Source organism: uncultured Oscillibacter sp. (assembly GCF_950073225.1).
Lineage (GTDB): Bacteria > Bacillota > Clostridia > Oscillospirales > Oscillospiraceae > Oscillibacter.
The window spans coordinates 212,942-224,636 of the sequence record NZ_CATMPS010000002.1 but is presented as its reverse complement, the minus strand read 5'-3'; the positions used below and the strand labels follow the sequence as shown (position 1 = coordinate 224,636).

At 61.7% G+C, this 11,695-nt stretch carries 11 protein-coding genes; 8 read left to right on the top strand and 3 right to left on the bottom strand.

What is annotated here, in order from left to right; genetic code table 11:
* Positions 1-48 precede the first annotated feature (48 nt).
* On the top strand, positions 49-258 hold the full coding sequence (locus Q1M04_RS02780; protein WP_204790287.1) for a hypothetical protein: 210 nt from the start codon (positions 49-51) through the stop codon (positions 256-258).
* Between the two features lie 81 nt (positions 259-339).
* Entirely contained in the window at positions 340-1,161 is an 822-nt protein-coding gene (locus Q1M04_RS02775; protein ID WP_297997983.1) for a 4Fe-4S binding protein, read from the top strand.
* Between the two features lie 33 nt (positions 1,162-1,194).
* On the opposite strand, the gene gluQRS is transcribed toward Q1M04_RS02775, so the two are convergent.
* The 3 genes from gluQRS to Q1M04_RS02760 are packed head-to-tail and all read right to left on the bottom strand — an operon-like array spanning position 1,195 to position 4,253.
* Positions 1,195-2,136 carry a tRNA glutamyl-Q(34) synthetase GluQRS gene (gene gluQRS, locus Q1M04_RS02770; protein WP_297997981.1) on the bottom strand — a complete coding sequence of 314 codons (942 nt, stop codon included), beginning with the start codon at positions 2,134-2,136 and terminating at the stop codon, positions 1,195-1,197.
* 58 nt (positions 2,137-2,194) lie between these two features.
* Positions 2,195-3,886 carry a DAK2 domain-containing protein gene (locus Q1M04_RS02765; protein WP_297997979.1) on the bottom strand — a complete coding sequence of 564 codons (1,692 nt, stop codon included), beginning with the start codon at positions 3,884-3,886 and terminating at the stop codon, positions 2,195-2,197.
* Between the two features lie 16 nt (positions 3,887-3,902).
* A complete protein-coding gene (locus Q1M04_RS02760; protein ID WP_204791215.1) occupies positions 3,903-4,253 on the bottom strand; it encodes an Asp23/Gls24 family envelope stress response protein in 351 nt (116 codons plus the stop codon).
* Positions 4,254-4,513: 260 nt separating this feature from the next.
* Here Q1M04_RS02760 and Q1M04_RS02755 point away from each other — a divergent pair, with 260 nt between their 5' ends.
* From Q1M04_RS02755 to Q1M04_RS02730, 6 genes are all read left to right on the top strand, one after another.
* A complete protein-coding gene (locus Q1M04_RS02755; RefSeq protein ID WP_204791214.1) occupies positions 4,514-4,873 on the top strand; it encodes a BlaI/MecI/CopY family transcriptional regulator in 360 nt (119 codons plus the stop codon).
* A 7-nt stretch (positions 4,874-4,880) separates the two neighbouring features.
* Positions 4,881-7,070: a M56 family metallopeptidase gene (locus tag Q1M04_RS02750; RefSeq protein ID WP_300446409.1), complete on the top strand. Its 2,190-nt coding sequence runs from the start codon at positions 4,881-4,883 to the stop codon at positions 7,068-7,070.
* A 38-nt stretch (positions 7,071-7,108) separates the two neighbouring features.
* A complete protein-coding gene (locus Q1M04_RS02745; RefSeq protein ID WP_300446406.1) occupies positions 7,109-9,757 on the top strand; it encodes a M23/M56 family metallopeptidase in 2,649 nt (882 codons plus the stop codon).
* 116 nt (positions 9,758-9,873) lie between these two features.
* On the top strand, positions 9,874-10,176 hold the full coding sequence (locus tag Q1M04_RS02740) for a DUF2089 family protein (protein ID WP_297997971.1): 303 nt from the start codon (positions 9,874-9,876) through the stop codon (positions 10,174-10,176).
* On the top strand, positions 10,176-10,502 hold the full coding sequence (locus Q1M04_RS02735; protein ID WP_295755190.1) for a hypothetical protein: 327 nt from the start codon (positions 10,176-10,178) through the stop codon (positions 10,500-10,502). Before Q1M04_RS02740 ends, Q1M04_RS02735 begins: the two co-directional genes overlap by 1 nt.
* Positions 10,503-10,608: 106 nt before the next feature.
* The gene (locus tag Q1M04_RS02730; protein ID WP_297997970.1) at positions 10,609-11,676 is read left to right on the top strand and encodes a hypothetical protein; all 1,068 of its coding nucleotides are present in this window, start codon (positions 10,609-10,611) and stop codon (positions 11,674-11,676) included.
* The last annotated feature ends 19 nt before the right edge of the window (positions 11,677-11,695 follow it).

Below are 11,695 nucleotides of genomic sequence, written 5' to 3'. Positions count from 1 at the left end.
GATAAAAGCCGGGGACTTTCCGCCGCCCGGCGGGAGAGGGAGGACCCTATGCTTTTCCGGAAAGACATCGATCCCCGCTGTGCTTACTGCAAGCGGGGCCAGCAGCTCAACGAGCGGGAGGTGGCCTGTGTGAAACGGGGCGTGGTGCCGGTGGAGCACTCCTGCCGGGCGTTTCGTTACGACCCCTTGAAGCGCGTTCCGCCCCGCCCGGCGGCGCTGGACACCAGGAAGCTCAGCGAGGAGGATTTTTCCCTCTGAGTCCCTTGGAATTCATACGAAGCCGCCCCGGCGAGGACCTTCGCCGGGGCGGCTTCACAAAGACCGAACAGGAGGCTTTTCATGGAACTGCGGCAAATCACAGCCCTTTTTTACAGCGCCACCGGCGTGACGGACAAGGTGGTCCGCACCCTGGCGGAGGCCCTGGCGGCGGAGCTGTCCCTGCCCCTGATCTGCCGGAGCTTCACAAAGCCGGGAGAGCGGGAGGAGAATTTGAGCTTTGGCGAAGGGGAGCTGGTTATCGTGGGCTCTCCCACCTACGCGGGCCGGATGCCCAACAAAATTGCCCCAGACTTTCAGGCCCGGCTTCAAGGAAGCGGAGCCCTGGCGGTGGCGGCGGTGACCTTTGGCAACCGGGCCTATGAGAACTCCCTGGCGGAGCTCTGCGCCCTGTTAGAGGCCAAGGGCTTTCATACCGTGGCGGCGGGGGCCTTCCCGGGCCGCCACGCCTTTACCGATGCCCTGGGGGAGGGCCGCCCCGACTGGGACGACAAGCGGGCCATCCAGCAGTTTGCCAAGGGGATTGCCGGAAAGCTTCGGAAGCTGGAAGCGGTTCCGCCGCCGGTGGAGGTCCCGGGAGACCCGGAAGCGCCCTATTACATACCCAAGGGCCTGGACGGGGAGCCGGTGAAGTTTTTAAAGGCCAAGCCAAAAACGGATCTGGGCAAGTGCTGTAACTGCGGCGTCTGCGCCCGGACCTGCCCCATGGGGGCCATCGACCCGAAGAACGTGGCGGAGGTGCCGGGGACCTGCATCAAGTGCCAGTCCTGTGTGCGGAAATGCACCCATCACGCCAAGTACTTCGACGACCCGGCGTTTCTCTCCCATGTGGCCATGCTGGAGAAAAATTTCCAGGAGCCCAAGGAAATGGAGACCTTCCTATAAAGCAAAAACCGGGGACGTAAGTCCCCGGTTTTCTTACTCAAACAAACCCGCCGGAAGCCGGATATCCTCCCGGGGAATCCTTTCCCAGGAAAACTCCCCCAGCAGTTCCTCCGCCGAAGCGGGTTCGCCGGAAGGGTGAAAGCCCGCAAGCTCCGCCAGCCGTCCCAGCAGTTCTTCCGCCGTGACCCGGCCCCGGAGGCTGTCCAGCCCCGCGTCGGCATCCCGCTTGGAAAGCCGCCGTCCGTCGGGGGCCAGCAGGAGGGGGAAGTGGATAAACTCCGGCGGCGTCAGCCCCAGAAGCTGATAAAGATACAATTGCCTGGGGGTGGAGGACAGCAGATCCGCACCCCGGACCACCTCTGTCACCCCCATGGCGGCGTCGTCCACCACGACCGCCAGCTGATAGGCAAACATGCCGTCGGACCGGCGGAGAAGAAAATCCCCGCAGTCCCGTGCCAGATGTTCGGCGCAAGGCCCCATGTGCCCATCGGTGAAGGAATATTCCTTGTCAGGCACTCGCAGCCGCAGGGCAGGGGAGCGGCGCCTTGCCCGTTCTTCCCGTTCTGCGGGGGTCAGGTTCCGGCAGGTTCCGGCGTAGACGGTCAGGCCGTCCTCCCGGTGGGGAGCGCTGGCGGCGTGGAGCTCCGCCCGGGTGCAGAAGCAGGGATAGACCAGCCCTTGCGCCTCCAGCCGATCCAGGGCGGCCTGATAGAGCGCCGTCCTTTGGCTTTGGAAATAGGGTTTGTTTGGCCCGGAGACTTCCGGTCCCTGGTCCCAGTTCAGTCCCAGCCAGCGGAGATCCCGGATCATCTGCTCCGCATAACGCATAGGACAGCGGGCGGTGTCCAGGTCCTCGATCCGCAGGACGATGGTTCCGCCCTTCTGCCGGGCGCTGAGCCAGGCCAGGAGGCAGCAGAGAATGTTCCCCAGATGAATGCGCCCGCTGGGGGAGGGGGCGAAACGGCCAACGGTCATATTGGAACCTTCTTTCAAACGCAGACAGGCCCGGACCCAAACGGTCCGGGCCTGCTCATCATTCCATAGAGATAATATAGTAGTATACCGGCTGTCCGCCGGAGAGGACCATAACTTCCGCCCCGGGACAGGCAGTTTCAAAGAATTTTCCCGCTTCCTGGGCGTCCTCCTCCGTTACGTCCTCGCCAAAGTACAGCGAGATGAAGGAGGCGTCCCGCTCCGCCGCGTCCGCCGCCAGCTTCTCCAGGAGGCTGTGGAGGGACCCGTCCGTCCCGAAGAGCTTGCCCTCCTTCAGGGCCAGATAATCCCCTTCCTTGATGTCAAAGCCGTCGAAATCCGAATCCCGGGCCGCGTAGGTAATCTGCGCGGTGGTGACGCCGGAGAGGGAATCCGTCATGGCTCCCGCCAGGGTTTCGGCGTCCGGGGCCTCAAAGTCCACGTTCATCATGGCGGTGATGCCCTGGGGCACCGTTTTGGTGGGAATGACCACCACGTTTTTCTCTGTCAAAGCCGCGCACTGCTGGGCGGCCATGATGATGTTCCCGTTGTTGGGCAGGACAAACACCGTTTCGGCGGGAATCTGGTCCACGCCCTCCAGAATGCTCTCCGTGGAGGGATTCATGGTCTGCCCGCCGGACACTACGCCGTCCACGCCCAGGTCCTGGAATACGGCGGCCAGCCCGTCCCCGGCGCAGACGGAGAGGAAGCCGTATTTCTTCTCCGGCGGGGCTACCATGTGGCCGCTCTGCCCAGCGTCCCGGGACTCCAGCGCCGCTTCCTCCATCTCCAAATCGTCCACGCTCTGGGCCTTTTTCCCGGCGGCCACATCCTCGTACTGGGTCCGCATGTTCTCAATCTTCGCCAACTCCAGGGTACCGTATTTCTGGCCCTCCGTCAGGGCGCTGCCGGGGATGTTGGTATGGACATGGACTTTAAAGGCCTCGTCGTCCTCTCCAATGACCAGGCTGTCCCCGATGCTGTTGAGATAGGCCCGGAAGGGCTCCAAATCCACGTTGGGATCATTTTTGCGGACAATAAACACCGTATCGAAGGCAAAGGTGATCTCCTCTGTGGAGAAAACCTCAAAGTCGGCCTTGGCCTTCTGGGGCTCCTCCTCGGCGGCCTCCGGTATGGGCTCGCCCCGGAGCTCCGCCAGCATCCCCTCCAGAATCAGCAGGTAGCCCTTGCCGCCGGCGTCCACCACCCCGGCCTTTTTCAGCACCGGGTTCATGTCCGTGGTCTGGGCCAGGGCCTCGTAGCCCTCCTGAATGGCGGCCTCCAGCACTTTTTCAAAGTCCGTCTCCTCGGCGGCCCGCTCCGCCGCCCGCATGGCGGCCAGGCGGGACACGGTGAGGACGGTGCCCTCGGCGGGCTTCATGACGGCCTTGTAGGCGGAAGACACGCCCTCCTGCATGGCGGCGGCGAATTCGGCGGCCCCGGCGGTCTCATAGCCCTTCAGGCCCTTGGAGAGCCCCCGGAAGAGCAGGGAGAGAATAACGCCGGAATTTCCCCGGGCTCCCCGGAGAAGGGCGGAGGCGGTGATGGATACGGCCTGGTCCAGGGCGGCGGGCTCGGACTTGCGAAGCTCCGTCACGGCGGCGCCGATGGTCATGGACATATTGGTGCCCGTGTCCCCGTCGGGGACGGGGAAGACGTTCAGATCGTTGATGGCCTGTTTCTGGGCGGTGATGGCGGCGGCTCCATGGAGGATCATCCGCTTGAAGAGCCCGCCGGTGATTTGTTCATTCATTCGATTTCTTCCTCCCTCACAGGGTCATGGAGTCCACGCACACGTCCACGGCCCGAACCGTGACGCCGGTGTTTTTCTCCACCACATAGCGGACCTCGTTCATGATGGACCGGCAGACTGCGGGGAGGTTGACGCCGTTTTCCACAATGATGTGGAGCTCGATGGAGATGGAATCGTCTTCGTGATACGAGATGCTGACACCCTTGCTCATGGCCTCGCGGCGCAGCAGGTGGACCAGGCCGTCGGTCATGGAGCGGAAAGCCATGCCCTTGACGCCGAAGCAGTTGGTGGCGGCCATGCCCGTGATGTTGGAGAACACGGCGCTCGAGACGGAGATCTCACCTTGTTCAGACTTGAATTGGATCATGAGAACGTCCTTTCTTTCCTATACTCAAGGGGCGGCTTCCGCCCCTGGCTGAACCAGCACTTGCCCCATATTATAAACGATTCCCCGGCAAAGCACAAGTGGTAAACGAGGAAAAACCCGCCTTTCCGGCCCGGTTTCCGGCCCTTCGGGAGAGGAGGGGAGAAAAAATTTTGACATACTATCAGAATAGTATTGACAAGCTGAAACTATCGTGGTAGTATGATGCCAGAAACTACCGCGATAGTTTGACAAGGAGGACTTTGCTTATGAAGCTGTTTGATTCGGAATTGAAGGTCATGGACGTCCTCTGGCGCCTGGGGGACCGCACGGCCAAGGAGATTTCCTCCATCCTGGGGGAGGAGACGGGCTGGAACGTAAACACCACCTACACTGTGATCAAAAAATGCGTCGCTAAGGGGGCCGTCCGGCGGAGCGAGCCGAATTTCCTCTGCCACGCCCTGGTCACGAAAGAAGAGATTCAAAAAGCGGAGACGGAGGAGCTCATCGGAAGGCTGTTCGACGGATCGCCGGACCTGCTCTTCGCCTCTTTGCTCAGCAGCCAGACGCTCTCGCCGGAGCAGATTGGGAGGCTTCGGGAGATTGTCAGCGAAATGAGGTGACGCGGCTATGACCTTCCTGGAACTTTCCCTCTCCGGCGGGGTCTTCGTCCTGGCCATCGCGGCCTTTCGGGGGCTGACCCTCCGGCGTCTTCCCAAGGGGACCTTTGTGGCGCTTTGGTGGCTGGCGGCGGCCCGGCTGCTGCTGCCGGTGGAGCTGGCTTCCCGGTTCAGCGTCTACACCCTGCTGGAGGCTTTGGGCCCCAAGGCGGTTCCCGTTGTCCTGGACGCTTTGCTCACCCCAGTGGTTCCTTCGGCCCCTGTGGCCCCAGCGGTCCCTGCGGCCCCCCCGGTGATTGCGATTCCCTCGCAGCCAGCCGTCGTGCCCGCTCCGGCCCCCGCGCCCTTCCCGGTTTGGACAGCCCTGTGGCTGACGGTGGGCCTGTTGCTGGCGGCGTGGTTCCTGATTCGCTATGTCCGCTGGCGGCGGCGCTTCCGGGAGGCCCTCCCGGCGGACTGCCCGGGCCTGGAAACCTGGTTCCAGCTCCGGCGGAAGGTGGAGGTCCGGGTCACGGACCAGATCGCCGCCCCGCTGACCTACGGGCTTTTCCGCCCGGTGATACTCCTGCCTAAGACAATGGATTTTAAAGACGAGGAGGCCCTGACCTGCGTCCTGGCCCATGAGCGGGCCCATATCCGGCGGCTGGACGGCCTTCTCAAGCTGGCGCTGACGGCGGCGCTGTGCCTCCACTGGTTCAACCCCGCCGTGTGGCTCCTCTACGTCCTGGGAAACCGGGACATGGAGCTGCGCTGTGACGAGGCGGCGGTGCTGGCCCTGGGGGAGGACAGCCGGGAGCGCTACGCCCTGGCCCTCATCCGCCTGGCGGAAGTACAAAATCAACAGATGTTCCTGTGCGGCTTTTCCGGGAAAAGCGGCATGGAAGAAAGGATACGAGCGATTATGAGCATTAAGAAAAAATCTTTACTGGCCTGCGTCCTGGCCCTGGCTCTCGTGATGAGCATTACCACGGCCTTCGCTACCTCCGCCAAACCCATAGAGGAGGAACCGGCCAAAGCTGAAGTCCAAGCCCCGGCGAAGAAGACGCCTGCCCCGGCGGAGAAGCCGGAAGCGCCCGCCCCTGAGAAGGAGGAGCCCCCGGCGAAGACCCCGGCCCCCGCGCCGGAGGCCGCGCCCGCCGCCAATGCGGAGGCCCCCAAGGCAGCCGCAAAGGGGGATGTCCCCGTCTACAGCGTGGGAATAGGCGTATCGACTGCCGTCGTAAAGGAAGTGGGTTCCAACGCCCAGGACGGGAACTATGTCCGCATCGCGCTGAACCAGAGCCAGACTCAGGAGGTCCTCTACGCCCATTGCCAGACCATTGAGGTGAAAGAAGGGGACACGGTGGGCCTGAGCCAGGTGATAGCCACGGTGAACAGCGCCACTACGGGGCCCCGTCTGCGCTTTGAGATGCTGGTGAACGGCAAGAAGGTGGACCCGATGGTCTTCGAGGCTGAGAATTGGAGGAAATGTGCCGCTAGTCTCCATAGCGGCTTTGTGGGTGGTGAAGGAGAGCCTATCGTATCGCTTTTGGGCGGGGGAACCGTCCTGGAGGCTGGCGAAAAAGACTATGACCAGATTACCGATTATGGGCGAACCTACCAGAAGGTCCGGGGCGCCTATCTGGAAATCGTGTATGAGAACGGCTACTCCATGCGGTTTGATAAGATAGGGAGCGTCCTGGTGAAGCCCGGAGATACCGTGCAAGCGGGCGACGTGATTGGTTACAGGGCGGGAGATATGAGTGGAACGGGCCCACTTTCCCCAAGTCACCGGGAAGATTGGAAGAGAGCGGAGGAGGAGGCCGAGGAATGGCGGCAGCAATGTATCAAGGAGTACCTGGTCAACGGGGACTATCGCCGCAACAAGCTGGGATTGACCTATGGATACGACAACCTCGCCTCCGTGGTGGGATATCTGCCGGACCTGATCCCCGTCGTGGCCACGAACGGCGAAGAGGGCTGGGCGTCCCGCCTTGCGGTCAATGGCTGCGACATAACGGCGGATATGACGCCGGAGATATTGAAGGAATATGAGGAGTCCAAGAAGGACACGTCGTATCACACATTCTACTATAATATCCCCGTCTACGACGACGAGGGCGAGGAAATCGGCGTATTCGAGTGTGCCATCCAACTGGGAGAGCACGGATACAAAACCGTAGAAGAGGTCGAAGAGGCCATACGCAACGGCGAAATCTAAAACAGAGAGAAACAGCAAGAAGCAGAAAAGAGGCGCTTATGACGTTTTTGGAACTTTCCCTCTCCGGCGGGGTCTTCGTCCTGGCCATCGCGGCTTTCCGGGGGCTGACCCTCCGGCGTCTTCCCAAGGGGACCTTTGTGGCCCTCTGGTGGCTGGCGGCGGCCCGGCTGCTGCTGCCGGTGGAGCTGGCTTCCCGGTTCAGCGTCTACACCCTGCTGGAGGCTTTGGGCCCCAAGTCGGTTCCCGCCGTCCCGGACGCTTTGCCCGCGCCAGTGGTCCCTGCGGCTCCTTCGGTCCCTGCGGCCCCCCCGGTGATTGCGATTCCCGCGCAGCCCGCCGCTGTGCCCGCCCCCGCGCCCTTCCCGGTTTGGACAGCCCTGTGGCTGACGGTGGGCCTGTTGCTGGCGGCGTGGTTCCTGATTCGCTATGTCCGCTGGCGGCGGCGCTTCCGGGAGGCCCTCCCGGCGGACTGCCCGGGCCTGGAAACCTGGTTCCAGCTCCGGCGGAAGGTGGAGGTCCGGGTCACGGACCAGATCGCCGCCCCGCTGACCTACGGGCTTTTCCGCCCGGTGATACTCCTGCCTAAGACAATGGATTTTAAAGACGAGGAGGCCCTGACCTGCGTCCTGGCCCATGAGCGGGCCCATATCCGGCGGCTGGACGGCCTTCTCAAGCTGGCGCTGACGGCGGCGCTGTGCCTCCACTGGTTCAACCCCGCCGTGTGGCTCCTCTACGTCCTGGGAAACCGGGACATGGAGCTCCGGTGCGACGAGGCGGCGGTGCTGGCCCTGGGGGAGGACAGCCGGGAGCGCTACGCCCTGGCCCTCATCCGCCTGGCGGAAAATAGAAATGTGCCTCTGTGCGGTTTCGCCCATCGAAACGGCATGGAAGAAAGGATTAAGGCAATTATGAGCATCAAGAAAAAATCCCTGCTGGCTTGCTTTATGGCCCTGGCCCTGGTGCTGGGGATCACCACGGCCTTCGCCACCTCCGCCAAACCGGCGGAGACGGACGGGCCCTATAGCGAAGACTTCACTGACCGGGACTTATACGCCCAGTCCTCGGCGGAGTCCGCCGCCCTGTGGGAGGAGACTTTGGCGCCCTACGAGCCCTTCGGCCTCACCTGGACCTTTGACGACCCGGACCTGGACGGAAACGGCCTGACCATGACTTGGGAGGGCCATGAGGTGCGGGGTATCTACGACGGGGAGAAGTTCTATTGGATCACTGAGCACGCCGGAGACGGCGCCTTCGGCCCCGACGCCGTGGAGCTCTATACCATCTATGAAAATGGCAAGCTCACCGGCCTCCGCCTGGCGACGGAGGAGGAGCAGAAGGCGTTTGACCGGGACCGGAGGCTGTCCGCCGACAGTCTGAAGGTAGAGACCCTGGCGGACAGCGTCCGCTATGACAGCGGGCACATCTACTTTACCATCCCCGAGAGCGAGGAGCCCTGGAGCATTTTCATCCGGGGGCGCGTCCTGCTGGAGGACGGCTCCGGGCAGAGTGTCCGCTACCTGGAGAAGGAGAGCGAACAGGCGGAGTGGGTCCCGCAGATGACCTATTCCTTTGAGGTGGCGGACGCCGTCTATGACGAGCTGACCATGAATGTGCGGTACGGAAACGCCGATTATTGCTATCCCCTGACCCCGCTTCTGCCGGAGAAAGCCCCCTTGCCCGTGGAACCTCTGCCGGAGGGCAAGGCGGATATTCCCGAGGGGACGGAGATGATCTGGCCGGTAGAGAGCGATCAAATCAACAATTCCTTTGGGGACCGGGCGAAGCCCGGCGGAGAAGGCGTTGTGACCCATACCGGCGTAGATATCGGAGGTATGGAGAAGGGGACCCCCGTCTATGCCGCCGGAAAAGGGACCGTGAAGGAAGCCGGATTCAACGCCCAAGACGGGAATTTCATCCGCATTGACCACGGGAACGGGCAGGAAACCTTCTATGCCCACTGCGAAAAGCTCCTGGTGAAAATCGGAGACGCCGTGGAGCTGGGGCAGACCATTGCCACTGTCGGCAGTACGGGTATGTCCACCGGACCGCATCTGCACTTTGAGTTTTGGGTGAACGGCGTTGCCCAGAATCCGGAAGCGATGCTGAAATCCGGGCAGGATATGCCGAAGGCAAAACCGGAGCCTGAGAAAAAGCCCGAACCGGAAACCAAACCTGAGCCTGTCCCTGCCGCTGAACCGGAGAGTACAATGGATCCGGTAATCCTGAAAGCGGCGCTGGAGGGGCTGGTGGATGGGGATTATCCCCGCAACAGCTTGGGAGAGACTTATGGAAGTACCCTCAGTGAGAGCATTGTAGGCTATGAACCGGACCTGATTTCCGCTGTTTCGGAGGACGGAACAGAAGGCTACATTGAGCCCCGCCGGCTATTGGGACCATACAACAGTGAGGAAGAGGCGATTGCCTGTTACAATTGGCGGAATGAGAATAAAGTCGGCTATGTCCTTGTTCCACTTTATAACTCCGAGCATGAGGAAATCGGGACCTTTATGCACAAAATTGGAAAAGGTATCTATAGCGGGGTTATAACGCTGGAGGAATTTATGGAGGCCAAGGCCCAGGGCTGGCCCTGCAAGGATGGAAGTACCCCGATTGAAGAAGAACCCATTTTCAAAAGCCTGGAGGAAGCCCAGGAAGCTGTGAAGAACGGCTGGCCTGACAATCAATAACCGGCGGAAGCCGTCCCGAAAGGGACGGCCTCTTTTTATTTTCTAAAAGAAAAAATAAAACTTGACTTTCATAAAATTAAGGTTTATATTTAATATTATGAAAGGAGGCCGCGCCTATGACCACCCCGCCCCCCTGGATAGCGGACCTGGACGAACAGGACCTGACCTTTGTGAAGCGCTTTCTCCTGGCCTCCGGCTCCTTGAAGGAGGTGGCGGCCCAGTACGGTGTCAGCTATCCCACGGTCCGCCTGCGCTTGGACCGCCTGATTCAAAAAATCCGCCTCAGCGACACGGCGGAAGCGGACCCTTACGTGGCTCTGGTGAAGCGGCTGGCGGTGGACGACAAGCTGGACTTCGACACCGCGAAGATTTTGATTGCCGCCTACCGGGAGGCCCAAAAGAAAATGGAGGTTGAATGATGGCTATTGCGTCTAGGTTTGTGATTGTTTCTCTGCTGTTCCTGCTGGTGTTTCTGATAGGCGGTGTCTTTCTTCAAATCTTCCTCTCCAAGCGGGAGAGCCGCTGGCCGGGGCTGGTTCTGCCGCTGCTGACGTTTTTGCAGTCTTTGCTGCTGGTATTGAATATTGTGGATACCGGCAGCGTGTCCCAGAACGTGCTGACGGTGCTGGTGACCTTGCTGGCGGGGAACATCCCCACCCTGGTGCTCCTGGCCATCTACTGGGCGGTCCGGGAGAAGCGGAGGGTCAGAGACCAGATTGATAAGATGAAAATTGACGAGCTGTAAAACGCAAAGCCTCCCTGTTGGGAGGCTTTTTTCATGAAAATCACTGTCAGGCCAAGACCTCCCGGCATACGCTGAGCATGTAAAAAACCTTTGGGAGGGCAAACCTATGGCACAAGTGACTAATTTTTTTGTAGGAGCCAACAGCGGCGAGGGCTTTCGGAACCTGTTTTCCGAGATGGTGGACATCGAAGATACATATGACTTCATGGTCTTAAAGGGCGGCCCCGGGGTAGGGAAGAACACCTTCATGCGGGAGATCGGCCGGGCGATGGAGGAGGCGGGCACGGCGGTGGAGTACCTCTGGTGCTCCGGGGACCCGGATTCCCTGGACGGCGTGGTGCTCCCGGAGCTCCGCTGCGCCGTGGCGGATGGGACGTCGCCCCACGTCATCGAACCCCAATACCCCGCCGCCGTGGACCGCTACGTGGACCTGGGCCGCTTCTACGATCTCACCGCCGCCAAGAACGCCGCGGAGGAAGTCAAGACCCGCACCAACGCCTACAAAGCCGCCTACGTCCGGGCCTACCACAACCTAAAAGCCGCCCGCCAGGTGGAGCTGGACGCCGTGGCCTCCGTGGCGAAGTCCTTCGACGCCGAGCGCCTGGACCGCCGGGTCCGGGGCATCATCGCCCGGGAGCTTCGTTCCAGGGGGGACCAGAGCGGGAGGACCACCCGCCGCTTCCTGGGCAGCGTCACCCACAAGGGCTGTGTCTGGCGCTTTGACAGCGTGGACGTTCTCTGCCCCAAGGTCTATGAGTTCGCCGACACCTGGGAGCTGGCGGGCGGGGCCCTGGCCCGGCTACACGCGGCGGCGGCGGAGAAGGGCTGGAATACCATCGTCTGTCCCGCTCCGGAGGACCTAAGCCGCATCGAGCACCTGCTGATTCCCGGCCTGGGGCTGGCTTTCGTCACCTCCTGCCCGGGGATGGACTACGGCAAAAAGCCCTACCGCCGCATCCGGCTGGACGCCATGACGGAGACCGAGGGCCGGTCCCGCCTCCGCTTCCAGACCCGGATGACCGCCCTGCTCCGGGAGGAGGCGATAGACGCGCTGAAAGACGCCAAGCGGAATCACGACGCCCTGGAAGCGGTCTATAACCCCTACGTGGACTTCGACGGCGTCCGGGCCCAGGCCGCCCTGGAGGCGGGAAGGCTGCTGAGCTACTTGAAATAAATAAAAGAGAAGGAAGCCT

What these genes read in the sequence shown, in the direction of transcription:
- gluQRS (WP_297997981.1), bottom strand. Translation starts at nt 2,136, where the DNA reads ATGACCGTTGGCCGTTTCGCCCCCTCCCCCAGCGGGCGCATTCATCTG.
- Q1M04_RS02740 (WP_297997971.1), top strand. Translation starts at nt 9,874, where the DNA reads ATGACCACCCCGCCCCCCTGGATAGCGGACCTGGACGAACAGGACCTG.
- Q1M04_RS02760 (WP_204791215.1), bottom strand. Translation starts at nt 4,253, where the DNA reads ATGATCCAATTCAAGTCTGAACAAGGTGAGATCTCCGTCTCGAGCGCC.
- Q1M04_RS02765 (WP_297997979.1), bottom strand. Translation starts at nt 3,886, where the DNA reads ATGAATGAACAAATCACCGGCGGGCTCTTCAAGCGGATGATCCTCCAT.
- Q1M04_RS02780 (WP_204790287.1), top strand. Translation starts at nt 49, where the DNA reads ATGCTTTTCCGGAAAGACATCGATCCCCGCTGTGCTTACTGCAAGCGG.
- Q1M04_RS02745 (WP_300446406.1), top strand. Translation starts at nt 7,109, where the DNA reads ATGACGTTTTTGGAACTTTCCCTCTCCGGCGGGGTCTTCGTCCTGGCC.
- Q1M04_RS02735 (WP_295755190.1), top strand. Translation starts at nt 10,176, where the DNA reads ATGGCTATTGCGTCTAGGTTTGTGATTGTTTCTCTGCTGTTCCTGCTG.
- Q1M04_RS02750 (WP_300446409.1), top strand. Translation starts at nt 4,881, where the DNA reads ATGACCTTCCTGGAACTTTCCCTCTCCGGCGGGGTCTTCGTCCTGGCC.
- Q1M04_RS02775 (WP_297997983.1), top strand. Translation starts at nt 340, where the DNA reads ATGGAACTGCGGCAAATCACAGCCCTTTTTTACAGCGCCACCGGCGTG.
- Q1M04_RS02730 (WP_297997970.1), top strand. Translation starts at nt 10,609, where the DNA reads ATGGCACAAGTGACTAATTTTTTTGTAGGAGCCAACAGCGGCGAGGGC.